Below are 24,355 nucleotides of genomic sequence, written 5' to 3'. Positions count from 1 at the left end.
GGAGGTGGTTAGGGGCGTTCGGGGTGGCGGGCACGGGCTATTGCCATCCGCCGCCCAGCGCCTTGTACAGCCGCACATGGTCGGCAGAAACGCTGGCCACGGTGGTGGCCACGCTGTCCTGGGTGGACAGCAGCGTGCGCTGGGTTTCCAGCACCGACTGAAAATCAATCAGACCGCTGCTGTAGCGCTGCTGCGCCAGCAAGGCCGCATTACCGGCGGCATCGGCCGCCGCCTGCAGCCGCACCAGGCGCTCGCGATCACCGCGCAGGGCCACCAGGGCGTCTTCCACATCCTTGAGCGCCGTGAGCACCGAGGCCTCGTAGGCCACACGAGCCTGCGCCAGTGCCGCCTCCTGCACGCGCACCTGGGCGCGCGCCGCGCCGCCATCGAACACCGGCATCGACACGCTCGCCAGCAAGGCGCTGGCAACCGAGCCGCCATTGGTGAGGGCGCCCAGCGTGAGGGCGCGCAGGCCCAGCGAGCCCGAGATACTGAAGTCGGGGTAGCGCGCGGCATCGGCCTGCGACACCCGGGCCAGCGCAGCGGCAATGCGCTGCTCGGCCGCGCGCACATCGGGCCGCTGGCGCAGGGTTTCGGCAGGAATGGCCAGCGCCAGGTCTTGCGCGGGTTGCGGCACGGCAACCGCGTCGGCCAGCTGCGCATCCAGCGCCAGCGGGGCCTGCCCGGTGAGCACAGCCAGGCTGTGGCGCGACTGGGCCAGGCTGGATTCGAGCGCCGGAATCTGCGCGGCCGTCTGCTCGGCCGCCGCGCGGGCCTGCTCGGCCACCAGCGAGGTGGTCAGCCCGGCCTGCAGCCGCCACTGGGTGATCTGCAAGGTTTCCTGCTGGCTGGCCAGATTGCTGCGCGCAATGGCCAGCCGCTGCTGCAGGCCCCGCAGCTCGATGTAGTTGACGGCCGTTTCGGCGGCCAGCGACACCTGCACGTCGGCCAGGCTGGCCTCGGCGGCCTGGGCATCGGCCTGGCTGGCATTCACGCCACTGCGCAGGCGGCCAAACACATCGGGCTCCCAGCTGGCATCAAAGCCCGCCTGAAAACTGTTGCCGGTGCTGTTCGATGCCCGGCTGCGCTGCGCCGACGCCGAAGCCCCCACGCTGGGCAGCAGGCCGGCGGCCTGCACATCCACCTGTGCGCGCGCCTGCTGCAAGGCGGCTTGCGCGCTGCGCAGGCTGGTGTTGGCCTGCAGGGCCTGGGTGAGCAGCCGCGTGAGCTGCGGGTCGTTGAACCGCTGCCACCATTGCGCCAGCGACGTGGCGGGCACGCCCGCTGGCGTTGGCGCGGACCAGGCTGCCGGAACCGGGGTTTGCGGCAGGCTGCCGTCGGGCGGCACCAGGCTGGCACAACCGGCCAGCAGCGCCACGGCCGGCGTCAGCACCCAAAGCCCGGCAAAAGCAGTCAGACGAAAGCGCGCGCGCGGCGCAGGGTGCCCTGCGGCGGCAAGAGAACAGTCATTCATGGGAAAGAGGCGGTGTACATGGCATGCCCCATTGTGCGGTGCGGTCATGTCCTGCCCGATACAGAAAAGTGAAGCCCGCGTAAAGCTGCCGCACATTGCCGCGCACATGGCACCCAAGCGTTGGGGCCGGGCGGCGCTGTTCAACGCCCCCGCAACTCAGGACGCCAGCGCGTCGAGTGGCCAGCGGGGCTTGACGTCAAACGCATAGTCGCGGTTGGCCTGCTGCTGGCCGGCCTGCAGCCGCATGGCCGCTGCCATGGCAATCATGGCGCCGTTGTCGGTGCACAAATGCAGTTCGGGGTAATGCACACGCACCTTGTTCTGCGCGCAGGCGGCATTGAGCTGGGCGCGCAAATGGCGGTTGGCACCCACGCCACCAGCCACCACCACGCGCTGCAGGCCCGTCTGCCTGAGCGCGGCCAGCGTCTTCTTGACCAGCACCTCCACAATCGCTGCCTCGGTGCTCGCGGCCAAATCGGCTTTGCGCGCCTCCAGCGCATCGCCGAGTTTTTTGGCCTGCGTCAGCACGGCGGTCTTGAGGCCTGCAAACGAAAAATCGAGGTTGCCGCTGTGCAGCAGCGGGCGCGGCAGCTTGAAGGCCGTGGCGTCGCCCTGCTCGGCCAGGCGCGACAGGGCCGGCCCGCCCGGGTAGCCCAGGCCCATCAGCTTGGCCGACTTGTCAAACGCCTCGCCCGCCGCATCGTCGATGGTTTCGCCCAGCAGTTCGTAGCGGCCCACGCCGTCCACCCGCATCAGCTGGGTGTGGCCGCCCGACACCAGCAAGGCGACGAAGGGGAACTCCGGCGGGTCGGCACTTAAAAACGGCGACAGCAAATGCCCTTCAAGGTGGTGCACGCCCAGCACCGGCTTGCCCAGTGCCGCACCCAGCGCGCAAGCCACACCCGCGCCCACCAACAGCGCACCCGCCAGGCCCGGCCCCCGGGTGTAGGCCACCACGTCCACATCGGCAAGGCGCTGGCCCGCTTCAGCCATGACGGCCTCGGTGAGCGGCAGCACGCGACGGATATGGTCGCGGCTGGCCAGCTCGGGCACCACGCCGCCATAGGCCTGGTGCATCTCGATCTGGCTGTGCAAGGCATGCGCCAGCAAGGCGGGCACAGCCACCCCGCCCGTAGAGCGGACCAGCGCCACGCCGGTTTCATCGCACGAAGATTCAATACCCAGGATCAGCAAGCTCATGCCCCAAGTGTAAAACCCGGGGCCATCGCGGCCACGCCTGCAGCCTGAATGCGGGCGCAACGCCCGGCGTGGCGACCACCAGATTCACCGCCCGCACCAGCGCTGTGCACCATCCCGGCGCACCAACTTGTGGCGTAAATTTTGCTTACCATCTGGTATGACCGACGCCCTGCGCATTGTGGTGGTGGCCCCCGACCTGGCCATTGCCGACCCCGACGACGAACACGCCGCCACCCAGGCCGAGCGCTCGCGGGCGCTGCGCATTGGCCTGCTGGAAAACAATTTCAACCTCATCGCCACGCTGCCGGCCGATGTTTTTTTGAGCGAGCGGCTGGCCCAGCTGCAGCCCGACCTGATCATCGTGGACGCAGAAAGCGAGGCCCGCGACGCGCTGGAACATGTGGTGATGGCCACGCGCGACGCCCGCCGCCCCATCGTCATGTTCACCAACGATGAAGACACCACGCATGTAAAGGACGCCGTGGCTGCGGGCGTGTCTGCCTACATCGTGGCAGGGCTGGCGCCCCAGCGCATCCGCCCCATCCTGGATGTGGCCATGGCGCGCTTTCAGCACGAACAGGCCCTGCGCACCGAACTGGCCGACGCGCGCACAGAGCTCAAAGACCGCAAGACCATCGACCGCGCCAAGGGCCTGCTCATGCAGCGCCAGGGGCTGAGCGAACAGGCCGCCTACGAAAAACTGCGCAAGACCGCCATGGACAAGGGCCTCAAGCTGGTCGATGTGGCGCAGCGCATGCTGGATGTGATGGACTTGCTGGGTTGAGGCGTGGGCCCATGGGCGCGTTGGCCGACCCAGCGGATTGAACAGGCATCCGTCCTGACAAAAAAACGCTGCCCGAAAGCAGCGTTTTGGATGGTATGCAACGAGGCCGAGGGGCACTCAGAACGCAGGAACCACGGCCCCCTTGTACTTGTCCTGGATGAACTTCTTCACTTCCGGCGTGTGCAAGGCCTTGATCAGCTTGGCGATGTTGGCGTCGTTGGCACGGTCCGCGCGGGCCGCAACGATGTTGGTGTAGGGCGAATCTGCGCCTTCGATGAACAGCGCATCCTTGGTGGGGTTGAGCTTGGCTTCGATGGCGTAGTTGGTGTTGATCAGGGCCAGATCCACATCGGCCAGTGCACGGGGCAGCAGGGGCGCCTCAAGTTCCTTGAACTTCAGCTTCTTGGGGTTCTTGGCCACGTCCAGGGGCGTGGGCGTGAGGCTCTTGGGGTCCTTGAGCTCGATCAGCCCTTGCTTGGCCAGCAAGATCAGCGCGCGGCCACCGTTGGAGGGGTCGTTCGGAATCGCCACCGTGGCGCCATCCTTCAGGTCCTTCACGTTCTTGATCTTGCTGGAGTAAGCGCCGAAGGGCTCCACATGCACCTTGCCATTGGGCACCTGCACCAGGCTGCTCTTGCGGTCCTTGTTGTAGCTGTCCAGGTAGGGCTGGTGCTGGAAGAAGTTGGCGTCCAGCTGCTTGTCTTCGACCGCCGCGTTGGGCTGAATGTAGTCGCTGAACTCCTTGACCTGCAGATCCACGCCCTGGGCCTTGAGCTGGGGCTTCACAAAGTTCAGGATTTCGGCATGGGGCACGGCCGTTGCGGCCACTTTCAGCACGTCGGCTGCATGGGTGCTGACGGCCAAGACTGCGAGGGCGAGTGCGGACAGGGTCTTTTTCAACATGACAGGCTCTTTCGATGAATGAAGGCACGGCAGGGTCAAAAATGCGGGATAACCCTGACGCTTGGCGGCAAGTGTAACGACGAAAACGATCTGAAGATGACTCTTTAGCTAATTGTTGATATAAAAATAGTGTTTTATATGCAATTCTCTGAAATCACTGTCGTTTGCACTCACTGGGCGCAACGGTGCGCTGTGGTTTTTGCCGTTTCTGTTTCTGTCTGCCGCCGCGCTCGCCTCACAACACAGCGACTTTCCCGCGCCCTGATGGTGCATCGCACAACAGCGGTGCGCTGGCGTTCACAGGATTTCTGCATCAAATAGCTGTAAAGCGCCCGTATTTATTACGCATACAGCTCCTAAATAAATAGCAAACACAATTTCCGCAAGCTGGCACAGGGCTTGCATTGACAGGGTCAGACCCTCACAGGTCTGCATTGGCCACTCCGCCCAACGGCGGGCGGATGTGGTCAGAACCCGGACAAAGGCGTCCCCACCCGCGCACCGCTGCCCCATGCAGCCGGCGCGGTGTGAGGACGCCTTTTTTGTTTTGCCACGCCCAAGGGAAGCCCCATGACCGATCTGTTGAAAACCAGCCTCAACCGCCGCACCGTGCTGCAAGCCGCCACCGTGGGTGCGGTAGGCATCAGCCCCGCGCTGCGTGCGCTCGTCCACGCCCAGGGCTCGGACGCCCCGGAAAAAAAGGAAGTGAAGATCGGCTTCATCCCGCTGACCGACTGCGCCAGCGTGGTGATGGCCTCGGTGCTGGGCTTTGACAAGAAGTACGGCGTGACCATCATTCCCACCAAAGAGGCCAGCTGGGCCGGCGTGCGCGACAAGCTGGTGAACGGCGAGTTGGACTTTGCCCATGTGCTGTATGGCCTGGTGTATGGCGTGCACCTGGGCACGGCCGGCCCCAAGAAAGACATGGCGGTGCTGATGAACCTGAACCACAACGGCCAGGCCATCACGCTGTCCAAGGCCTTGGCCGACAAGGGCGCGGTGGACGGCCCGTCGCTGGCGGCGCTGATGGCCAAGGAAAAGCGCGAATACACCTTTGCCGGCACCTTCCCCACCGGCACGCACGCGATGTGGATGCACTACTGGCTGGCGGCGGCGGGCATCAACCCGCTGTCGGGCGCCAAGCTGATTACCGTGCCGCCGCCGCAGATGGTGGCCAACATGCGCGTGGGCAACATGGACGGTTTTTGCGTGGGCGAGCCCTGGAACCACCGCGCCATCATGGACGGCATCGGCATCACGGCCAACACCACGCAGGACATCTGGAAGGACCACCCCGAGAAGGTGCTGGGCACCACGGCCGAGTTCGTCAAAAAGAACCCCAACACCACGCGCGCCGTGATGATGGCGGTGCTCGAAGCCAGCCAGTGGATCGACGCCAGCCTGTCCAACAAAATGAAAATGGCCGAGACGATTGCCGGCAAGGCCTATGTGAACACGGGCGTGGACGCGATCAACCAACGCATCCTGGGCCGCTACCAGAACGGCATGGGCAAGACCTGGGACGACCCCAACCACATGAAGTTCTTCAACGACGGTGCGGTGAACTTTCCCTATCTGTCGGACGGCATGTGGTTCCTCACCCAGCACAAGCGCTGGGGCCTGCTCAAGAGCCACCCCGACTACCTGGCCGTGGCCAAGCAGGTGAACCAGGTAGAGCTTTACAAATCGGTGGCCAGCGCCCTCAAGGTGAACGTGCCCAAGGATGTGCTGCGCACCAGCAAGCTGATCGACGGCGTGGTGTGGGACGGCAAGGACCCCGCCAAGTACGCCGACGGTTTCAAGATCAAAGCCTGAGCAATAGGAGACCACCATGGTCAGCGCCGTATTCCACTCCCCGCTGGAGCCCACGCCAGCCCCGCATGATGCTATTATAAATATAGCTACCAGCGCACAACCAGCAAGCGCTAGCGGCCAAAATCACTTAAAACCAGCGACCCCGCCTGCCCCCCTGCCGGGGCGTGACTGGGCGGCCCGCTCGCGTGGCTTCTGGCTGGCGGTGCTGCCGCCACTGTGCGGCCTTGGCTTGCTGGTGGGGCTGTGGGCGCTGGTGTCGGCCAGCACCGGCAACAGCATTCCCGGCCCCCACGAGACCTGGCTGCAGGCGCTGGAAGTGTTCCGCAACCCGTTCTATAGCAACGGCCCCAACGACCAGGGCGTGGGCTGGAACGTGCTGGCCTCGCTGCAGCGCGTAGCCATCGGCTTCGGGCTGGCCGCGGTGGTGGGCATTCCGGCGGGCTTTGTGATCGGGCGCTTCAACTTCCTGTCACGCATGTTCAACCCGCTCATCAGCCTGCTGCGCCCCGTGTCGCCGCTGGCCTGGCTGCCGATTGGTTTGTTGGTGTTCAAGGGCGCGAACCCGGCGGCGATCTGGACCATTTTCATCTGCTCGATCTGGCCCATGATCATCAACACCGCCACGGGCGTGCAGCGCGTGCCCCAGGACTACATGAACGTGGCCCGCGTGCTGAACCTGAGCGAGTGGAAGATCGCCACCAAGATTTTGTTCCCCGCCGTGCTGCCCTACATGCTGACCGGTGTGCGCCTGGCCGTGGGAACGGCCTGGCTGGTGATCGTGGCCGCCGAGATGCTGACCGGCGGCGTGGGCATCGGCTTTTGGGTGTGGGACGAGTGGAACAACCTGAACGTCAAGAACATCATCATCGCCATCTTCGTGATTGGCATCGTCGGGCTGGTGCTTGAATATGCACTCATCAAGCTGGCCACGGCATTTACGTTCGAGGAAGTCAAGAGCTGACAACGCCGTTCGGGCTGAGCTTGTCGAAGCCTTTCGACAAGCTCAAGGCGAACGGCAATGGAGAACATCATGAATACATCTCTCACCACCAAGTTCATCGAGATCCAGGGCGTCGAGCAGACCTTCAAGACCGCCAAGGGCCTGTTCCCGGCGCTCAAGGACATCCACCTCTCGATCGCCAAGGGCGAGTTCGTGGCCCTCATCGGGCACTCGGGCTGCGGCAAATCCACCCTGCTGAACCTGATCGCCGGGCTGACCACGCCCACCAGCGGCGCCCTGCTGTGCGCCAACAAGGAGATCAAGGGCCCCGGGCCCGAGCGCGCCGTGGTGTTCCAGAACCACTCGCTGCTGCCCTGGCTGACCTGCTTTGACAACGTGCATCTGGCGGTGGAACGCGTGTTCGGAAAAACCGAAAGCAAGGCGCAGCTGGCGGCCCGCACCGATGCGGCGCTGGCGCTGGTGGGCCTTGCGCACGCGGCGCAAAAGCGCCCTGGCGAGATCTCGGGCGGCATGAAGCAGCGCGTGGGCATTGCGCGGGCGCTGTCGATGCAGCCGCAGGTGCTGCTGATGGACGAGCCCTTTGGCGCGCTCGACGCCCTCACCCGCGCGCGGCTGCAAGACGAGTTGCTGGAGATCGTGGCGCGCACGCAGAGCACGGTGGTGATGGTGACGCACGATGTGGACGAGGCCGTGCTGCTGTCCGACAAGATCGTGATGATGACCAACGGCCCCGCCGCCACCATTGGCGAGGTGCTGGCGGTCAACCTGCCGCGCCCACGCAACCGCGTGGCACTGGCCGAAGACCCGCGCTACGTGCACTGCCGCAAGGCCGTGATCGACTTTTTGTATACGCGCCAAGGGCATGTGGAAAAGGCGGCTTGAATTCCCACGCTACAAGGCGCGGCATCGGCACAGTGTGCCTCCATGATCGGAGGCACCCCCTGCCACACCACCCGGCATGCGGGTCCGCACCGGGCGGTTCAGGAGTTTGAGGTCAGGACAGGCGTGGCACTCCCAGTGCGTCAAAGTGTGCGATGGTCACTTTGCTCACTGTGACCAGCTCGCAGCGGGACTTGCACCCGCATTAGCGCTGCGGGTATATCCGCAGTGCTTGCTTACTTGCGCGCCGCCGCCACGGCGCCCTGCACATCCTTCCACAGGTCTTCACCCACATTGGCGGCAATGCTGGCATTCACGGCTGCAAGCTTGTCGCGCATGCGGCCCGCTTCGGCAGCAGACAGCTCGTTGACCTGCATGCCCTTGCCCTTCAAGTCGGCCAGCGCCTTGTTGGCCTCTTCACGGGTGTCCTGGCGCTCGAACTCGCGGCTCTTCTTGGCGGCATCGAGCAGCACCTTCTGTTCGGCCTTCGAGAGACCATCCCAGTATTTCTTGCTGACCAGCACGATCCAGGGGCCGTAGACGTGGTTGGTGACCGTGAGGTACTTCTGCACCTCATAGAACTTGCTCGACAGGATGGTGTTGTAGGGGTTCTCCTGACCGTCCACCGTGTTGGTTTCCAGCGCCGTGAACAGCTCCGAGAACGGCAGTGGCACGGCATTCGCGCCCAGGGTCTTGAAGCTGTCCAGGAACACGTTGTTCTGCATCACGCGCAGCTTGATGCCGTTCATGTCTTCCAGCTTGGTCACGGGGCGCTTGCTGTTGGTCAGGTTGCGAAAGCCGTTCTCCCAGTAGACCAGGCCCACGAGGCCTTTTTCCTGCAGCTTGTCCATGACCTTCTGGCCCACGGGGCCGTCGAGCACCACATCGGCCTCCTTGGCATTGTTGAACAGGAAGGGCGTGTCCCAAATGGCCATTTCCTTGGTGATGCCCACCAGCGTGGCGGTGGAGCCCACCATCATCTCCTGCGCGCCGCCGATCAGCGCCTGCTGCATCTGCACGTCCGAACCCAGGGCGGCGGCACCGATGGCGCGCACCTTCATCTTGCCGCCCGAGGCCTTCTCGACCTCTTGGGCGAACAGCTTGGTGGCGCGCCCCTGGTTGGAGACCTCGTTGAGGCCATAGCCAAAGCGGATGATGCGCGGCTTGAAGTCCTGGGCGGCAGCCTGGAACGAGGCAGCAACAGCGGCCACCGACAGGGCGGCCAGCAGGGTACGACGGAAAGTTTTCATGGTTGTCTCCATTGGCAAGGGAAGAAAGGCACGGAAAAGGAAAGGCGCAACGCTGTCACCGCATCCAGAGGACCGGTGCCGTTACGATCTGCGGAAACACCACCAGCAGCGCCAGGATCAGCACGTAGGTGAACAGGAAAGGGTTGACGCCCTTGATGACGCTGTGCATCGAGATACGGCCCACGCCAGCCACCACGTTGAGCACGGTGCCCACGGGAGGAGTGATGAGGCCGATGGCGCCGTTGAGCACGAACATCAGGCCGAAGTACACCGGGTCGATCCCCGCCTTGACGGCGATGGGCAGCATCACCGGCGCGAAGATCAGGATGGTGGGCGTGAGGTCCAGCGCCGTGCCGATGAGCACGAGCACGATCATCATCACGGCCATCAGCAGGCGCGGATTCTCCACCAGCGGGCCGAGCCAGCCGGTCAGCACCGTGGGCAGGTCGGCCAGGGTGATCATGTAGCTGGCCACCTGGGCGCCGGCGCACAGGAACATTACGATGGCCGTGGTCTTGGCGGCGCGCACCAGCACGCCGTAGATCTCGGGCACCCGCATCTCGCGGTGCACGAACAGGGCCACGGCCAGCGCATAGAAGGCGGCGACCACGGCGGCCTCGGTGGGCGTGAACACGCCCGACTTCATGCCGCCGATGATGATCAGCGGCATCAGCAGCGCCCAGAAGGCCTTGGCCGTGGCGCGCAGGCGCTCGCGCAGGGGCAGCGGTGCGCGGCTCGGCGGCAGGTCGATGCCGCGCAGCACCCAGCGCCACGCGAAGATCAGGCCCGCCCCCATCATCAGCCCCGGCACGATGCCCGAGACGAACAGTGCCGAGATCGAGGTATTGGTCGTCACGCCGTAGATCACGAAGGGCATGGACGGCGGGATGATGGGCGCAATGATGCCGCCCGAAGCGATCAGCCCGGCCGAGGTGTTCATCGGGTAGCCCTGCTGGCGCATCATGGGCAGCAAGATGGTGGCCAGCGCCGCCGTGTCGGCCAGGGCCGAGCCGCTCATGCTGGCCATGAGCACGGCCGCACCGATGGCCACATAGCCCAGGCCACCGCGGATGTGGCCGACCCAGGCCTGCGCCATGTCGATGATGCGCCGGCTGATGCCGCCGGAGTTCATGAGCTCGCCGGCCAGGATGAAGAAGGGCACGGCAAGCAGCGGAAAGCTGTCCACCCCGGCCACCAGGTTCTGGGCCAGCAGCTGCGTGTCGAAGAAATCGAGCACCCAGGCCATGCCGGCACCGGTGAGCACCAGGGCCAGGCCCATGTTCATGCCCGTGCCCATGAACACCAGCATGCCCAGCGAAAAAACAATGAATGCCTGTGCTTCGGGATCCATGGCCATCACTCCACTTCCGCGCCGTGACCGAGGTCCAGCGGCACGCGTTGAATCAATTCGATCAATGCCATCACCGCGATGGCCGCCGCGCACAAAAGGGCGGGCAGCGGCAGCAGCGCCGCCGAGTAGCCAAGCACCACCGAATGGCTGCCCAGGCCCACCACCACCTGCTGCCAGGCACCCCAGGCCAGCATCACGCAGGCGGCAATCACCAGCAGGCGGATGAGCGCGGTAAGCAGGCCGAAGGCCAGCGGCCGCCGCGCCAGCAGCCCGGCCAGGCTTGTGAAGGCCATGTGCTCGCCCGCGGGATATGCCGCAGCGGCGCCGATGAACACCATCCAGACGAACAGCAGGCGCGACAGCTCCTCGCTGGCGGCGATGCCGCTGCCAAAGCCATAGCGCAGTACCACGTTGACGAAGACAGCCACGGCCATCACGCCCAGGCAGCTGGCCATCAGCACCTGGGCCACTTTTTCAAAACGACTGGGCACCTTGTGGCCAGGCCCGGGATCATTGAGGGAAGTGTCGGCACTCATGGGGTAACTTCCTGGTGGGCGAGCCAAGCGGACAGCTGGGCTTGCAATGCGGGGATGGGAAGGAGCGCATCCAGGCGCAGCACACCGGGCTCGCCCACGGGCGACTCGAGCGTGGCGAACTGGCTGTCCACCAGCGTGGTGGAAAAGAAGTGGGTGTTCACCCGGGCCGCCACGCGCTCGCCGGCAGGCACCCGGTCGATCTCAAGAAAGGCGAAGCGTACGCCAGGGCAGGCGGCGCGCAGGCGGTCGCGATAAGCCTTCTTGAGGGCCGAACAGGTGAGCACGGCGCCTTGGGGATGGTTCTGCAGCAACAGGCCGAGCGCGGCCAGCCAGCCATCGCGGTCGGCGTCGGTCAAGGCAATGCCCTGGCTCATCTTCTCGCGGCTGGCGGCACTGTGGTGGTCGTCCCCTTCGATCAGGGGCAGGCCCTGGGCGTGGGCGACGGCGACGCCCAGGCTGGACTTGCCGCAGCCGGCCACGCCCATGACAACCAGAAAGACCGGTAACGACAGCGATAAGGGCAAAAAACTCATATTGGTAGCGCTATCCAAGAAACCTCAAAAAAACATCCCGCTGGGATGGTGGGCAAATTCAGGTGCCACATGGAGGAAAGGCCACACAACTTCGCGTGCTGGCCTTGCCCTCGCTATTGGACAGCGCTATCCTAAATCCATCAGACCATAACCACCCAAGGGAAAACCCTTGCCCAGACCCGAACCCAAGCGCCGCTCCAGTGGCCGCGTCACGCTCAGCCATGTGGCAGAAACTGCCGGCGTGAGCCCCATCACCGCCTCGCGCGCGCTGCGCGGCGAGCGCGGGGTGGCCGACGAACTGGTGCAGCGCGTGAAGGCTGCCGTGGAGCAACTGGGTTATGTGCCCGACCCGGCTGCGCGCGCGCTGGCCTCGCAGCGCAGTGTGCAGGTGCCGGTGCTGGTGCCGCTGCTATCCAACGCGCTGTTCGTGGACGTCCTCGATGCCGTGCACCGCACCTTGTTCCCGCATGGCTACCAGGCCCTGATCGGCGTGACCCACTACGACCCCGATGAAGAGGAGCAGTTGCTGCGCACCTACCTGGCGCACCGCCCGGCTGGCCTGCTGGTCACAGGCTTCGACCGCACCGAATCCGCACGGCAGATGATTGCCGCCAGCGGTGTGCCCTGCGTGCACCTGATGGAGATGACTTCGGCGCCCGGCGTGTACTGCGTGGGCTTTTCGCAGCAGGACGCGGGTCACCGCATCACCGATCACCTGCTGCAGCGCGGCCGCCGCCGCGTGGCTTTTGTGGCGGCGCAACTGGACCCGCGCACCATGCAGCGCGCCGAGGGCTACCGCCGTTGCCTGAAAGAGGCAGGCCTGTATGACCCGCGCCTGGAACTGCTCAGCGCCCAGCCCTCCTCCATCCGCCTGGGGGCCGAGCTGTTCGAGCAGCTGCTGCGCACCCGGCCCGACGTGAACGCCATCTTCTTTTGCAACGACGACCTGGCGCAGGGCGGCCTGCTGGCGGCGCAGCGCCTGCGCATTGCCGTGCCGGGCCAGGTGGCTGTGGCGGGCTTCAACGACCTGGCGGGCAGCGACCAGATGCTGCCCACGCTGACCACCGTGCGCACACCGCGCGCGTCCATCGGCGAGGCCAGCGCGCGCATGCTGCTGGCGCTGATGCGCGGCGAGGCGCCCGAGCACAACTCGGTGAACCTGGGGTTCGAGCTGACGGTACGCGAGAGTACCTAGCGCCGGCCTCGGTGCAAGGTGCTGCGGTTGTCCCAGATCACCAGGTCTGCGGGCTGCCATTCGTGCACATAGACGCTCTTAACGCTGCACATCACCCGCGCCACGATACCGGCGCGGCCTAAAGCCAGCGGCCGCCGTGCGAGGGCCGCCCCGCCGCACTGGCGGCGCCCCCCGGGAGGGGAAGACGCGAAGCGGCTCAGGGGGGATTGACCTCAGCGCCCGCCGCCGGTGATGTAGTGCTCCAGCTGCTCGATGATGAATTTCTGCTCGGAAATGATGTCCTTGACCAGATCGCCGATAGAGATCAGCCCCATCAGCTTGCCGCCATCGACCACGGGCAGATGGCGCAGGCGGTTTTCGGTCATGAGAGCCATGCACTCCTGGCTGGTCTGGGTGGGGCTTACATACATCACTTCGGCGGTCATGACATCGCTGACCAGCGTCACCGCCGAGGTGCGGCCCATCAGGGCAATCTTGCGGGCATAGTCGCGCTCGGTAAATATGCCCACGATGGCTTCGCCCTCCATTACCAGCAGGGCCCCGATGTGCTTGTCGGCCATGCGCTCCAGCGCATCCAGCACCGAACCTCCCGGTGCGATGGCATGGACGGTGTTGTCGTTCTTGGATTTGAGAATTTCAGCAACGGCAGTCATGAAGGGCCTCGATAAAAAATGGTGGGCGGACGTGAAAGAGTTTCAACGCATCCTGCCCTGCGCGCAACACCGGCATTGCCAAGGCCTGCGTTTGGCGGCATCTGGCAACACCGCATCGCCCCTTGGCGCCGCACATTAATTTTTTGATCAAATTGGCTTCCAGCGCTTATCTACAAAGCGCCAAAAGCTATCAAAAACAGAGCAATCAACGACGCTTCAGCGCCGTCCACCCAGCAGGCTGCCGCCCATCTTGAGCAGGTCGCCCAGCCCCACCTGGCCGTCACCATCCTGGTCGAGCAGGCCGCCCAGCAAACCACCGCCCAGGCCGCCCTGCTGCTGCACCCGCGCCTGCTCCTGGCCCAGCACCTGGCCCAGGCCGCCGGCGTCCATGCCGCCAGAGCCCATGCGCTGCGCCAGAAACGACATCACGATGGGTGCCAGCATCTGCAGCAACTGCCCGGCATTGGCACCCAGCCCCGTGGCCTGGCCCAAGCCGGCCTCGGCACGCTGCTGGTTGCCGCCAAAAATGTGGCCCAGAATGGCCGCGCCGTCAGGCGCGCCGCCGCCCGCACTGCCACCACCACCTAGCAGCGAACCCAGCAACCCGCCCAGATCGGGGCTGCCGCTGTGGTCGCGCTGCAAGGCGCCAAACAGGTCCATCGCGCCCTGGGGCTGGGCCGCATTGCGCCCCAGCGTGCCCAGCAGCAGCGGCAGGGCCGCGCTCACGGCGCCCTCGGTTTGCTCCGGGCTGGTGCCCAGTTGCTGGGCCATCTGCTGCAGCGGGGCGCCCTGAAGCTGGGCCATCAATTCGTCAACAAGGGAAGCGGGGGAGTTCATGACAGGCATCCTTTCAAAAAATGCACGGGCCACCGGGCCCGGCAGACATGGTAGGCGCAATAAGTGACATCGAACACCGCTGCGCCTCCTTGTCCGGCCAACAACCGAGCCCAGGACAAGGGATTAAACACCCTCTAAAATCAGGGTTAACCCTAGAGCCGCTGCAACAACCCACCCGGTTGTTGCAGGCAGTTGCACGCTGTGCGCGCCACACCTGCGCACTGTGCATGTCCATCGCCGCGTACCGCGCGGCGTTCACAGGCCTCCACCCATTCGAGCTTTCGCAGCCGTTGCGCTGCCCGCGTGCTGCACGCCAGCACCCGCGTTGCCGCGACCGCCGCGCCTTACAAGGATATGCACCATGCAGGCCATTGCCCGCCTCAGCCAGTTTGTTGGCAAAACGTTTGCCCTTTGGGTACTTGTGTTCGCCGTGCTGGCGTTTTATGCACCGGCCCAGTTCAAATGGATCGGTCCCTACATCGTGCCGCTGCTGGGCATCATCATGTTCGGCATGGGGCTGACGCTCTCGAAGGACGACTTCAAGGAAGTCGCCAAGCGCCCCCTGGACGTGGCCATCGGCGTGCTGGGCCAATTCATCATCATGCCGGGCCTGGCGTGGGGGCTTTCCAAGGTGCTGAACCTGCCGCCCGAAGTGGCCGTGGGCGTCATTCTGGTGGGCTGCTGCCCCGGCGGCACGGCGTCGAATGTGATGACTTTTCTGGCCCGCGGCGACGTGGCGCTGTCGGTGGCCATCACCTCGGTGACCACGCTGCTGGCGCCGGTGGTGACGCCCGCGCTCATCTACCTGCTGGCCAGCCAGTGGCTGGAGGTGAGCGCCTCGGCCATGTTCTGGTCCATCGTGCAGGTGGTGGTGGTGCCGATTGCCCTGGGCGTGGTGGCGCAGTCGCTGCTGCGCGACAAGGTCAAAGCGGCCGTTGCGGTGCTGCCACTGGTGTCGGTGGCCGCCATCGTGGCCATTGTGGCGGCGGTGGTGGCGGGCAACCAGGCCCGCATCGCCACCAGCGGCCTGATGATCTTTGCCGTGGTGGTGTTGCACAACGGCCTGGGCCTGTTGCTGGGCTACTGGCTGGGCAAGCTGACGGGCATGGAGGTTTCCAAGCGCAAGGCCTTGTCAATCGAGGTGGGCATGCAGAACTCGGGCCTGGGCGTGGCGCTGGCCACGGCGCATTTTTCGCCCCTGGCGGCCGTGCCCAGCGCGATCTTCAGCGTGTGGCACAACATCTCGGGGCCGCTGGTGGCCACGCTGTTCCAGCGCTTTCGCAACGAGGACGACACCAGCGCATCGAACAAGCCAGTCTGATGCCGACGCGGCCGGAAACCACTATCAATTAGATAGCTTCTAGCGCTTTATCCATAAGCGCTAGAGGCATTTTTTACTTGAATTTTGGCACCCCGACCGGCATGGTCCTGCAGCGCGGCCGCTACAGCTCCAGCCGAAAGCCCACGCCATAGACGGCCCGGATGGGCTCGCAGCCCGGCGCCGCCTGCTCCAGCTTGCGGCGCAGATTCTTGATGTGGGCGTCCACGGCGCGGTCGGTGACGGCGCGGCGGTCATCGTGCAGCTTGTTGAGCAGCACCTCGCGCGACAGCACCTGCCCCGGCACGGCCGCCAGCGACCGCAGCAGCCGGAACTCGACCGGCGTCAGCTCCAGCGCCACCCCATGAAAACTGGCCCGATAGGCCGCCGCGTCGATGTGCAGCGTGGATGCCGCCCCCTTCTCGTCGGACGCCACGTCGGCCTGCGCACGCCGGCTGCGCCGCAGGATGGCCTTGACCCGGGCCACGATCTCGCGGGGGCTGAAGGGGGTTTTGCAGATGTAGTCGTCCGCGCCACCCTCGAGACCGGCCAGGCGATCGGCCTCGTCGGCGCGGGCCGTGAGCATGATGATGGGCACATCGCTGAAGCCGCGCAGATCGCGGCACACCTGCAGGCCGTCGCGCCCCGGCAGCATCACGTCCAGCAGCACCAGGTCGGGGTGGCGGGCCTGCACAAACGCAGCGACCTCGCGGCCATCGGCCAGCCAGTCGGCCCGGTGCCCGGCGGCGTGCAGATAGTCCATGAGCAGCGCCGCCATCTTGGGCTCGTCTTCCACCACCAGGATATGGGCGGGGATATGGGCGGGCTATGGCAGGCCGCTGGCAAGGGACGCATTCACGCGGGGCCACCTTGCTGCGAGGCATCCGCTGCCAGCAGCGCAAACCGCATGGCGATGCACAGCCCGCCCAGCACCGAGGCGTGGGCGCTGATCTCGCCATGGTGCGCCTCAACAATGCGGCGGCTAATGGCCAGGCCCAGGCCCGCCCCGCCGCTGGCGCGGTTGCGCGAGGCCTCGACGCGGTAAAAGCGGTCAAAAAGGCGCGGCAGGTGCTCGGGCGCAACGCCAGGGGCCGAGTCGCAGAACTCCACCACAACGGCGCTGCCTTCGCACCGGGCCGCCACGCGCAGCGTGCCGCCTGCATCGGTGTAGCGCACCGCGTTTTCGAGCAGGTTGCCAAAGAGCTGCCCCAGCCGGCGCGCATCGGCGGCCACCACCAGCGCTCGGGCATCGAGCCGCAGCTCCAGCGCAATGCCGGCTTCGGCCAGGCGCGAACGAAACGATGCCAGGCTGGCCTGCAACACGCCGGCCAGGTCCACCGGCACGGGCCGGTGCGTCATGGCGCCAGCGTCGGCCAGCGACAGGTCATACAGGTCGCAGACCAGCTTGTTGAGCGTAGCCACTTCGGCCTGCAGCGAATGCAGCGACTGCCGCGTCATCGGGCGCACCCCGTCTTCCAGAGCTTCCAGTTCGCCATTGAGCACCCCGAGCGGCGTACGCAGCTCGTGCGAGATGTCGGCCATGAAATCGCGCCGCATCTGCTCGTTGCGCTCCAGCGCGACCGCCAGGCGGTTGAAGTCGCGGGCCAGTTGGCCAACCTCGTCGTGCGAGGCCATGTCCACGCGCGTGGCGTAGTCGCCAGCCGCCAGCCGGTGCGTGGCCTCGGCCACCTGCCGCACCGGGCGCAGCAATGCGCGCGCGGCCCACAGGGCGATCAGGGCCGCCAGCAACACCGACACCGCGCCCATGGTCCAGCTGGCGCGGAACTGGCTTTGCGCAAACCGTACGTCGCCGGCGGCGCTCACGGTTTCAAACGGCGCGATGGCCACCCAGCCGACCGTGGTGCCGTTTACCTGCAGCGGCCAGCGCGGCGACTGGGGCCGCACATCGGGATGGCCCACGACGAACTGCATTTCGGCATCGAGCAACGTGGCGCGCAACAGGGCTCCGGTCAGGTCAGAGGGTTGGCGCGCGCCCGGGTTGGCAAGGCTGGACTGCAGCTCGTCGGCGCCCACCGCAGGCCGGAACAGCCGGAACCAGCGGGGCCGGTCATTGCGCACGAAGTCCCAGCTGGCGCCATGGGCCAGGTAAGCCTGGACGATGCGCGGACGCGCAGCCTCCAGCCGCTCACCGGCCAACTCGTTGATGTAGCCCAGAAACCCCCTGCTGAAACTCCACTGGGCCGCCAATGTCATCGCCATGACCACAAAGACGGCCGTGGCCAGCACGGCCAGAAACAGCTTGGCCGTGATGCCGGGTTTGAGACGGAGCAAGGCAGGTGACACGTTGGAAAGGAGATGGGCCGCAGCAACGGCGGCGGGCGCAGCGCATGAATTAAAGCACCGCCGGCGCCCCGGAGCGCGCCATATCCCCAGGCACCGCAGACTTCCAAGTTCCTCCTACTTTTTGCGTCAGAATGTTTCGCAACCAAGGACCGCGCGCGCCCATGACCCCTCTTTTCACAGACCACCTGCCTGCCCCAAAGCCGTCCCCCTGCTCCAAGCCCCTGCAAACCTCCCGCTCATCCCGCCGGCTGGCCGTGGCCACCTTGGCGGGCTTGGCATTGCTGGTGGGCGCCTGCTCTGACAAGACAGTGCCTGCGGCGCCCAAGGGACCGGCCGAAGTGGGCGTGGTCACACTGCAACCCGAGCGCCAGACCGTCACCACCGAACTGCCCGGCCGCACCAGCGCCTTTCTCAGCGCCGAAATCCGCCCGCAGGTGGGCGGCATCGTGCAGCAGCGGCTGTTCACCGAAGGCGCGCAGGTCAAGGCCGGCCAGGTGCTGTACCAGCTCGATGCATCGCCGTATGAAGTGGCGCTGGCCAGTGCCCAGGCTTCGGTGGCCAAGGCGCAGGCCAGCGTGGGCACAGCCGAGGTCAACGCCCGGCGCAATGCCGAGCTGGTGAAGATCGACGCGGTGAGCCGGCAGGTGTATGACGACAGCCAGGCCGCGCTGGTGCAGGCCCGCTCCGACCTGGCCGTGGCCCGCGCCGCACTGGACAACGCACGCATCAACCTGGGCTACACGCGCATCAAGGCGCCCATTTCAGGCCGCACCACCACCTCCACGGTCACGCCGGGTGCACTGGTCACTGCCAACCAGGCTGCTGCACTCACCACCATTTCGCAGCTCGATCCGCTGTATGTGGATGTCACCCAGTCCAGCACCGAGGTGCTGCGCCTGAAAAGCGACCTGGCGCGCGGGCGCATCCAAAAAAGCGGCCAGGCCGAGGCGGCCATCACACTGCAACTGGAGGATGGCAGCCGCTACCCCCACCCCGGCAAGCTGCAGTTTGCCGGCGTGAGCGTGAACCCCGGCACCGGCGCCGTGACGCTGCGCGCCGTGGTGCCCAACCCCGACGGTCTGCTCATGCCTGGCATGTATGTGCGCGCGGTGCTCGAAACCGGCATCAACGAACAGGCGCTGCTGGTGCCCCAGCAGGGCGTGAACCGCGACACGGCGGGCAATGCCAGCGTGCTGCTGGTCAATGCGGACAACAAGATCGAACGGCGCAAGATTGCGGTGGAAGCGGCGGTGGGCAACCGCTGGCTGGTGGGCAGCGGGCTGGCGGCCGGCGATCGCGTGGTGGTGGATGGCTTTCAGCGCATCAAGCCCGGCGATGCCGTGAAGCCGACCGAGGTGGCACCCAAGCCGATGGCGGCGACCAGCGCTGCCACCGCAACGCCAACGCCAACGCCAACGCCAACGCCCGCGCCCGCGCCCGCGCCTGCCCCCGCCACGGCCGCATCGGCCGCACGCTAAGGGCCGGTCCGCCATGGCACAGTTCTTCATCAACCGGCCCATCTTCGCGTGGGTCATCGCCATCATCATCATGCTGGCCGGCGCCATGTCCATCAAGACATTGCCGCTGGAGCAATACCCCGACATCGCGCCGCCGCGGGTGTCGATCAGCGCCCTGTACACCGGCGCGTCGGCCAAGACCGTGGAAGAGTCGGTCACGCAGGTGATCGAGCAGCAGCTCAAGGGCCTCGATAACCTGATCTACATGGGCTCGACCAGCGACGCCTCGGGCAGCTCGCGCACCACGCTCACCTTCAACGCCGGGACCAACATCGACGTGGCCCAGGTGCAGGTGCAAAACAAGCTGCAGCAGGCCATGTCGCGCCTGCCGCCAGCCGTGCAAAGCCGGGGGGTCACCGTCACCAAGGGCGGCAACGACTACCTGATGATCATCACCTTCACCTCGCCCGACCCCAGCGTGTCGCAGGTGGACATTGGTGACTATATTTCCAGCAATCTGGTGGACGTGATCAGCCGCATTGACGGCGTGGGCGACGTGCTCACGCTGGGCACCGGCTACGCCATGCGCGTGTGGCTCGACCCGGGCAAGCTCGAAAAATACGCACTCATGCCGTCCGACATCGGCAGCGCCATCAACGCGCAGAACGCACAGGTGTCGGCCGGCCAGCTCGGTGCCCTGCCCGCCGTGGGCGAGCAGCAACTCAACGCCACCATCACGGCGCGCAGCAAGCTGCAAACCAAGGAAGAGTTCGAGCAGATCGTGCTCAAGTCCACCACCGACGGCGCCGCTGTGCGCCTGAAAGACGTGGCGCGCATCGAGCTGGGTGCAGAAAACCTCACCATCACCTCGCGCCTGAACGGCCAGCCCGGCGCCGGCATGGGGGTGGTGCTGGCTGATGGCGCCAACGCCATGGCCGTGGCCGAGGCCGTGAACGCCAAGATCGCCGAGCTGCAGCCCTTCTTCCCCTACCAGCTCAAGCCCTTTACCAGTTACGACACCACGCCATTTGTCAGCGCCTCCATCGACGAGGTGGTCAAGGCCCTGATCGAGGCCATGCTGCTGGTGGTGCTGGTGATGTATGTCTTTTTGCAGAACTTCCGCGCCACGCTGATCCCGGCGATTGCCGTGCCCGTGGTGCTGCTGGGCACCTTTGGCGTGCTGTCGGCGGCCGGCTTTTCGATCAACACCCTGACCATGTTCGGCCTGGTGCTGGCCATTGGCCTGCTGGTGGACGACGCCATCGTGGTGGTGGAAAACGTCGAGCGCGTGATGAGCGAGGAAGGCCTGTCGCCCAAGGAGGCCACGCGCAAATCGATGGCCGAGATCACGCCGGCCCTGGTGGGCATTGCGCTCACGCTGTCGGCGGTGTTCATCCCGATGGCGTTCTTCGGCGGCTCCACCGGCGTCATCTACCGGCAGTTTTCCATCACCATCGTGTCGGCCATGGTGCTGTCGGTGCTGGTGGCCCTGACGCTCACGCCCGCGCTGTGCGCCACCTTGCTCAAACCCATTGCCAAGGGGCAGCACAGCCCGTTTGGCGCACCGCGCAAGGGCATTGCAGGCTGGATCGACCGCTTTTTTGTCGGCTTCAACCACCGCTTTGACCGCACGGCCGACCGCTACCAGCGCGGCGTGGGTGGCGTGGTGCGCCGGGGCAAACGCATGATGCTGGTGTATGTGCTGATCTGCGCCGGCATGGCGGTGCTGTTCCTGCGCCTGCCCACCTCGTTTTTGCCCAATGAAGACCAGGGCGCGGTGTCGGTGCAGATCACCTTGCCGCCGGGCTCGTCCAACGCCCGCCTGCAGGCCGTGATGGCGCAGGTGCAAAAGTACTTTGCCGCCCAGCCCGATGTGATCAGCTTCAACTCGATCACCGGCTCCAGCGGCGACCAGAGCTCGGCGCGCGGCTTTGTGCGGCTGACCAACTGGAGCCAGCGCACGCGCCCCGACCAAAGCGCGGACGCCATCGCCCGCAAGGCCACCAAGGACCTGGCCACCATCCGCGATGCGCGCATTTTCGTGCTGCTGCCGCCCGCCGTGCGCGGGCTGGGGGCCAATGCGGGCTTCAACTTCCAACTCAAGGATTTGAACGGCCTGGGCCACGATGCGTTGGTGGCCGCGCGCGACAAGGTGCTCGAATTGGCAGCCCAGCGCCCCGAACTGAGCAACACGCGCAGCACCAACCTCGATGACACCGCGCAGCTGGGCGTGGACATTGACGACAGCAAGGCCGGCGCCCTGGGCCTGGCCACGGCGGACGTGAACAACACCCTGTCGAGCGCGCTGGGCGGCACCTATGTGAATGACTTTCTGAACAAGGGGCGCGTCAAGCGGGTTTACATGCAGGGCGACGCACCCTTTCGCATGCTGCCGCAGGACGTGGCGCCCTGGACGGTGCGCAACAACCAGGGGCAGATGGTGCCGTTCTCGGCGTTTTCGAGCACCCGCTGGACCTATGGCTCGCCCCAGCTGCAGCGCTACAACGGCAGCCCCAGCTACGAGTTCGTGGGCAATGCGGCGGCGGGCGTGAGTTCGGGCGCAGCCATGGCGGCGGTCGAAAACATCATGAAGGAAATGCCCCCGGGCATTGGCTACGAGTGGACCGGCGCCTCGTTCCAGGAGCGGCTGTCGGGCTCGCAGGCGCCGCTGCTGTATGCGGTGTCGATTCTGTTCGTGTTCCTGTGCCTGGCGGCGCTGTACGAAAGCTGGTCGGTGCCGTTCTCGGTCATTTTGGTGGTGCCGCTGGGCATTGTCGGAGCGCTGCTGGGCATCGGGTTTCGGGGACTGTCGAACGACGTGTACTTTCAGGTGGGGCTGCTCACCACCGTGGGGCTTTCATCCAAGAACGCCATTTTGATCGTCGAGTTCGCCACCCAGCTGCAGGCCCAGGGCAGAAGCGTGGTCGACGCCACGCTGGAGGCCGTGCGCCTGCGGCTGCGGCCCATCTTGATGACCTCGCTGGCGTTTGGTTTTGGCGTGCTGCCCCTGGCCCTGGGCAGCGGCGCGGGGGCCGGCGGGCGCCAGGCCATTGGCACGGCCGTGCTGGGCGGCATGATTTCCGCCACCGTGCTGGGCATCTTTTTTGTACCGGTGTTCTTTGTCCTGATTCGCGGTTATTTTGCCGACCGCAAGGCCAAGCAGCCTGCCAACGAACCCGGAGCCCCCGCATGAGCCGCACCCCTACCCTGCTGACGGGCCGCGCCCTGGTGCGCACCACCACCGCAGGCGCGCTAACCCTGCTGACAATGCTGGCACTGGCGGGCTGCACCAGCCTGGCACCAGACTATGCGCGCCCCACGCTGCCCGTGCCAGCCACGCTGGCCGCCACGAACGGAGCGGAAGGCACCGCACTGGCGCCCGAGACCGGCCCCATGGGCTGGCAGGAATTTCTGCAGGAGCCGCGCCTGCGCGAGTTGGTGGCGCTGGCGCTGCAGAACAACCGCGACCTGCGCGTGGCGGTGCTGGCCATCGAGAAGGCCCGCGCGCAATACGGCGTGGAGCAGTCCAACCGTTTCCCTGCCGTGGGCGCCACCGGCGCCGGCACCCGCACGCGCACGGCCGCGGACCTGACCACCAGCGGCCGCTCGCCTACCAGCAGCCAGTACAGCGCGCAGCTCGGGTTCAGCAGCTACGAGATCGACCTGTTTGGCCGGGTGAAGAACCTCAATGAGGCCGCGCTGCAAGAGTTTTTGCGCACCACCGAAAACCGCCGCAGCGTGCAGCTGAGCCTGGTGGCCGAGGTGACCAATGCCTGGCTCACGCTGGACGCCGATGGCCGGCGCCTGCAACTGGCGCAAGACACCTTGCGCAGCCGCCAGAAGTCGTACGAGCTGACAGAGCGCAGCTACGAACTGGGCGCCGCCTCGGGCCTGACGCTGGCGCAAACCCAGACCACCGTGGACGCCGCCCGCGCCGATGTGGCCACCTTCACCAGCCAGGTGGCGCGCGACCGCAATGCGCTGGCCCTGCTGGCCGGCGCGCCGGTACCTGCGGCCCTGCTGCCCGATGGCGCAAACCCGGCAACCGTGGCGCCAGAGGCGTCGCCCGCCCAGGCCACGCCGGCGCCGGCAACAACGTCGGCGGCATCCACCCCCCGCCTCGCGGAGCCCGCCGCCACTTTGCTGGCGGTGCCGGCCGATCTGCCCTCGTCGGTGCTGCTCAACCGCCCCGACGTGCGCGCCGCCGAGTACACGCTGCGCGGCGCGTACGCCAGCATTGGCGCGGCCCGCGCCGCGTTCTTCCCCAGCATCACGCTCACGGCGTCGGCGGGCACCGCCAGCAACGCACTGTCGGGCCTGTTCGACGGCGGCAACGGCACCTGGAGTTTTGCGCCGCAGATCCGCCTGCCCATCTTTGATGCGGGCCGCAACCGCGCCAACCTCCAGATCGCCGAAACCGCGCGCGACACCGCCCTGGCCCAATACGACAAGGCCGTGCAAACCGCATTCCGTGAAGTGGCCGATGCCCTGGCCGACCGCGCCACGCTGGCCGAGCGCCTGCAGGCCCAGCAATCGCTGCAAGCGGCCACGCTGAAAGCGCTGCAGTTGTCCGAAGCACGCTACCGCCTGGGCGCCGACAGCTACCTGCCCGTGCTGGACGCCCAGCGCTCGCTGTACACCGCGCAGCAAACCCTGATTGGACTGGCGCTGGCCGAGCAGGCCAACCGCATCACGCTGTACAAGGTGCTGGGAGGCAACTGGACCGACACCGCCACGGATGACAGCGCCCCGGTGCCCGGCACCTGAATCAGGTGCGCGAAGGTTTCTGGCGCCTCGTGGTGCACATGCACCAAGCTGGCCCAACCGCCACGCAGGCCTTGCACCGGCAATGCATGCCCGTTTTTCACATTAGCTACATTATTGATAGCTATTAGCGCTTTATAC

21 protein-coding genes are annotated in these 24,355 nt (G+C 66.1%); 9 read left to right on the top strand and 12 right to left on the bottom strand.

The features are described from left to right. Positions 1 to 37: 37 nt before the first annotated feature. The gene (locus J8G26_RS10300) at positions 38 to 1,474 is read right to left on the bottom strand and encodes an efflux transporter outer membrane subunit (RefSeq protein ID WP_210568843.1); all 1,437 of its coding nucleotides are present in this window, start codon (positions 1,472 to 1,474) and stop codon (positions 38 to 40) included. A 156-nt stretch (positions 1,475 to 1,630) separates the two neighbouring features. Next, a complete protein-coding gene (tsaD, locus tag J8G26_RS10295) occupies positions 1,631 to 2,674 on the bottom strand; it encodes a tRNA (adenosine(37)-N6)-threonylcarbamoyltransferase complex transferase subunit TsaD (protein ID WP_087746816.1) in 1,044 nt (347 codons plus the stop codon). Positions 2,675 to 2,831: 157 nt separating this feature from the next. Between tsaD and J8G26_RS10290 the strand changes: the two genes are divergently transcribed. Continuing rightward, entirely contained in the window at positions 2,832 to 3,458 is a 627-nt protein-coding gene (locus J8G26_RS10290; RefSeq protein ID WP_087746817.1) for an ANTAR domain-containing protein, read from the top strand. Positions 3,459 to 3,575: 117 nt separating this feature from the next. Here J8G26_RS10290 and J8G26_RS10285 read toward each other — a convergent pair whose 3' ends face one another. Continuing rightward, complete coding sequence (locus J8G26_RS10285) at positions 3,576 to 4,361, bottom strand: MetQ/NlpA family ABC transporter substrate-binding protein (RefSeq protein WP_087746819.1); 786 nt, start codon at positions 4,359 to 4,361, stop codon at positions 3,576 to 3,578. Between the two features lie 570 nt (positions 4,362 to 4,931). Here J8G26_RS10285 and J8G26_RS10280 point away from each other — a divergent pair. From J8G26_RS10280 to J8G26_RS10270, 3 genes are all read left to right on the top strand, one after another. Further along, positions 4,932 to 6,176 carry a CmpA/NrtA family ABC transporter substrate-binding protein gene (locus J8G26_RS10280; RefSeq protein ID WP_210568842.1) on the top strand — a complete coding sequence of 415 codons (1,245 nt, stop codon included), beginning with the start codon at positions 4,932 to 4,934 and terminating at the stop codon, positions 6,174 to 6,176. Between the two features lie 16 nt (positions 6,177 to 6,192). Then, positions 6,193 to 7,137 carry a nitrate ABC transporter permease gene (ntrB, locus tag J8G26_RS10275; RefSeq protein WP_210568841.1) on the top strand — a complete coding sequence of 315 codons (945 nt, stop codon included), beginning with the start codon at positions 6,193 to 6,195 and terminating at the stop codon, positions 7,135 to 7,137. A 69-nt stretch (positions 7,138 to 7,206) separates the two neighbouring features. Further along, positions 7,207 to 8,019, top strand: a complete 813-nt coding sequence (locus J8G26_RS10270) for an ABC transporter ATP-binding protein (RefSeq protein ID WP_087748323.1) — start codon at positions 7,207 to 7,209, stop codon at positions 8,017 to 8,019. Between the two features lie 233 nt (positions 8,020 to 8,252). On the opposite strand, the gene J8G26_RS10265 is transcribed toward J8G26_RS10270, so the two are convergent. From J8G26_RS10265 to J8G26_RS10250, 4 genes are read right to left on the bottom strand one after another with little or no spacing between them, the layout of a single operon-like run. Continuing rightward, positions 8,253 to 9,266, bottom strand: coding sequence for a TRAP transporter substrate-binding protein (locus tag J8G26_RS10265; RefSeq protein ID WP_087746825.1), 1,014 nt, complete (start codon positions 9,264 to 9,266; stop codon positions 8,253 to 8,255). A gap of 55 nt (positions 9,267 to 9,321) precedes the next feature. Continuing rightward, positions 9,322 to 10,617 (bottom strand): TRAP transporter large permease subunit, encoded by a 1,296-nt coding sequence (locus J8G26_RS10260; protein ID WP_232476392.1) that lies wholly within the window; start codon positions 10,615 to 10,617, stop codon positions 9,322 to 9,324. Positions 10,618 to 10,622: 5 nt separating this feature from the next. Beyond that, positions 10,623 to 11,153, bottom strand: coding sequence for a TRAP transporter small permease subunit (locus J8G26_RS10255; RefSeq protein ID WP_087746828.1), 531 nt, complete (start codon positions 11,151 to 11,153; stop codon positions 10,623 to 10,625). After that, a complete protein-coding gene (locus tag J8G26_RS10250; RefSeq protein ID WP_232476393.1) occupies positions 11,150 to 11,686 on the bottom strand; it encodes a gluconokinase, GntK/IdnK-type in 537 nt (178 codons plus the stop codon). Before J8G26_RS10250 ends, J8G26_RS10255 begins: the two co-directional genes overlap by 4 nt. A gap of 169 nt (positions 11,687 to 11,855) precedes the next feature. Between J8G26_RS10250 and J8G26_RS10245 the strand changes: the two genes are divergently transcribed. Further along, positions 11,856 to 12,881 (top strand): LacI family DNA-binding transcriptional regulator, encoded by a 1,026-nt coding sequence (locus J8G26_RS10245; RefSeq protein ID WP_087746830.1) that lies wholly within the window; start codon positions 11,856 to 11,858, stop codon positions 12,879 to 12,881. On the opposite strand, the gene J8G26_RS10240 is transcribed toward J8G26_RS10245, so the two are convergent. The 3 genes from J8G26_RS10240 to J8G26_RS10230 all read right to left on the bottom strand — a co-directional run bounded on the left by J8G26_RS10240 (position 12,878) and on the right by J8G26_RS10230 (position 14,371). Further along, positions 12,878 to 12,973: a TauD/TfdA family dioxygenase gene (locus tag J8G26_RS10240; protein WP_246881335.1), complete on the bottom strand. Its 96-nt coding sequence runs from the start codon at positions 12,971 to 12,973 to the stop codon at positions 12,878 to 12,880. The two genes, J8G26_RS10245 and J8G26_RS10240, sit on opposite strands and share 4 nt — an antisense overlap. 120 nt (positions 12,974 to 13,093) lie before the next feature. Next, positions 13,094 to 13,534, bottom strand: a complete 441-nt coding sequence (locus J8G26_RS10235) for a CBS domain-containing protein (protein WP_210568840.1) — start codon at positions 13,532 to 13,534, stop codon at positions 13,094 to 13,096. Positions 13,535 to 13,750: 216 nt separating this feature from the next. Beyond that, complete coding sequence (locus J8G26_RS10230) at positions 13,751 to 14,371, bottom strand: DUF937 domain-containing protein (RefSeq protein WP_087746834.1); 621 nt, start codon at positions 14,369 to 14,371, stop codon at positions 13,751 to 13,753. Positions 14,372 to 14,732: 361 nt separating this feature from the next. Here J8G26_RS10230 and J8G26_RS10225 point away from each other — a divergent pair, with 361 nt between their 5' ends. Next, entirely contained in the window at positions 14,733 to 15,692 is a 960-nt protein-coding gene (locus tag J8G26_RS10225) for a bile acid:sodium symporter family protein (RefSeq protein WP_210568839.1), read from the top strand. A gap of 121 nt (positions 15,693 to 15,813) precedes the next feature. Here the strand turns inward: J8G26_RS10225 and J8G26_RS10220 are convergent, their stop codons facing one another. Together J8G26_RS10220 and baeS are read right to left on the bottom strand one after the other, a co-directional pair. Next, positions 15,814 to 16,494 (bottom strand): response regulator, encoded by a 681-nt coding sequence (locus J8G26_RS10220; RefSeq protein ID WP_349238318.1) that lies wholly within the window; start codon positions 16,492 to 16,494, stop codon positions 15,814 to 15,816. A gap of 50 nt (positions 16,495 to 16,544) precedes the next feature. Next, on the bottom strand, positions 16,545 to 17,981 hold the full coding sequence (baeS, locus tag J8G26_RS10215) for a sensor histidine kinase efflux regulator BaeS (protein ID WP_210568838.1): 1,437 nt from the start codon (positions 17,979 to 17,981) through the stop codon (positions 16,545 to 16,547). Between the two features lie 173 nt (positions 17,982 to 18,154). Here baeS and J8G26_RS10210 point away from each other — a divergent pair, with 173 nt between their 5' ends. From J8G26_RS10210 to J8G26_RS10200, 3 genes are all read left to right on the top strand, one after another. Continuing rightward, on the top strand, positions 18,155 to 19,471 hold the full coding sequence (locus J8G26_RS10210) for an efflux RND transporter periplasmic adaptor subunit (protein ID WP_210568837.1): 1,317 nt from the start codon (positions 18,155 to 18,157) through the stop codon (positions 19,469 to 19,471). Between the two features lie 13 nt (positions 19,472 to 19,484). Further along, positions 19,485 to 22,643 (top strand): efflux RND transporter permease subunit, encoded by a 3,159-nt coding sequence (locus tag J8G26_RS10205; protein ID WP_210568836.1) that lies wholly within the window; start codon positions 19,485 to 19,487, stop codon positions 22,641 to 22,643. Between the two features lie 74 nt (positions 22,644 to 22,717). Beyond that, positions 22,718 to 24,217, top strand: a complete 1,500-nt coding sequence (locus J8G26_RS10200; protein WP_246881342.1) for an efflux transporter outer membrane subunit — start codon at positions 22,718 to 22,720, stop codon at positions 24,215 to 24,217. Positions 24,218 to 24,355 lie beyond the last annotated feature (138 nt).

The organism is Acidovorax sp. JG5 (genome assembly GCF_017939685.1).
Lineage (GTDB): Bacteria > Pseudomonadota > Gammaproteobacteria > Burkholderiales > Burkholderiaceae_C > Acidovorax.
The sequence above is the reverse complement of the archived record's forward strand: the minus strand, read 5'-3'. Positions and strand labels throughout refer to the sequence as shown.

What these genes read in the sequence shown, in the direction of transcription:
- J8G26_RS10300 (WP_210568843.1), bottom strand. Translation starts at nt 1,474, where the DNA reads ATGAATGACTGTTCTCTTGCCGCCGCAGGGCACCCTGCGCCGCGCGCG.
- tsaD (WP_087746816.1), bottom strand. Translation starts at nt 2,674, where the DNA reads ATGAGCTTGCTGATCCTGGGTATTGAATCTTCGTGCGATGAAACCGGC.
- J8G26_RS10290 (WP_087746817.1), top strand. Translation starts at nt 2,832, where the DNA reads ATGACCGACGCCCTGCGCATTGTGGTGGTGGCCCCCGACCTGGCCATT.
- J8G26_RS10285 (WP_087746819.1), bottom strand. Translation starts at nt 4,361, where the DNA reads ATGTTGAAAAAGACCCTGTCCGCACTCGCCCTCGCAGTCTTGGCCGTC.
- J8G26_RS10280 (WP_210568842.1), top strand. Translation starts at nt 4,932, where the DNA reads ATGACCGATCTGTTGAAAACCAGCCTCAACCGCCGCACCGTGCTGCAA.
- ntrB (WP_210568841.1), top strand. Translation starts at nt 6,193, where the DNA reads ATGGTCAGCGCCGTATTCCACTCCCCGCTGGAGCCCACGCCAGCCCCG.
- J8G26_RS10270 (WP_087748323.1), top strand. Translation starts at nt 7,207, where the DNA reads ATGAATACATCTCTCACCACCAAGTTCATCGAGATCCAGGGCGTCGAG.
- J8G26_RS10265 (WP_087746825.1), bottom strand. Translation starts at nt 9,266, where the DNA reads ATGAAAACTTTCCGTCGTACCCTGCTGGCCGCCCTGTCGGTGGCCGCT.
- J8G26_RS10260 (WP_232476392.1), bottom strand. Translation starts at nt 10,617, where the DNA reads ATGGATCCCGAAGCACAGGCATTCATTGTTTTTTCGCTGGGCATGCTG.
- J8G26_RS10255 (WP_087746828.1), bottom strand. Translation starts at nt 11,153, where the DNA reads ATGAGTGCCGACACTTCCCTCAATGATCCCGGGCCTGGCCACAAGGTG.
- J8G26_RS10250 (WP_232476393.1), bottom strand. Translation starts at nt 11,686, where the DNA reads ATGAGTTTTTTGCCCTTATCGCTGTCGTTACCGGTCTTTCTGGTTGTC.
- J8G26_RS10240 (WP_246881335.1), bottom strand. Translation starts at nt 12,973, where the DNA reads ATGTGCAGCGTTAAGAGCGTCTATGTGCACGAATGGCAGCCCGCAGAC.
- J8G26_RS10235 (WP_210568840.1), bottom strand. Translation starts at nt 13,534, where the DNA reads ATGACTGCCGTTGCTGAAATTCTCAAATCCAAGAACGACAACACCGTC.
- J8G26_RS10230 (WP_087746834.1), bottom strand. Translation starts at nt 14,371, where the DNA reads ATGAACTCCCCCGCTTCCCTTGTTGACGAATTGATGGCCCAGCTTCAG.
- J8G26_RS10225 (WP_210568839.1), top strand. Translation starts at nt 14,733, where the DNA reads ATGCAGGCCATTGCCCGCCTCAGCCAGTTTGTTGGCAAAACGTTTGCC.
- J8G26_RS10210 (WP_210568837.1), top strand. Translation starts at nt 18,155, where the DNA reads ATGACCCCTCTTTTCACAGACCACCTGCCTGCCCCAAAGCCGTCCCCC.
- J8G26_RS10205 (WP_210568836.1), top strand. Translation starts at nt 19,485, where the DNA reads ATGGCACAGTTCTTCATCAACCGGCCCATCTTCGCGTGGGTCATCGCC.
- J8G26_RS10200 (WP_246881342.1), top strand. Translation starts at nt 22,718, where the DNA reads ATGCTGGCACTGGCGGGCTGCACCAGCCTGGCACCAGACTATGCGCGC.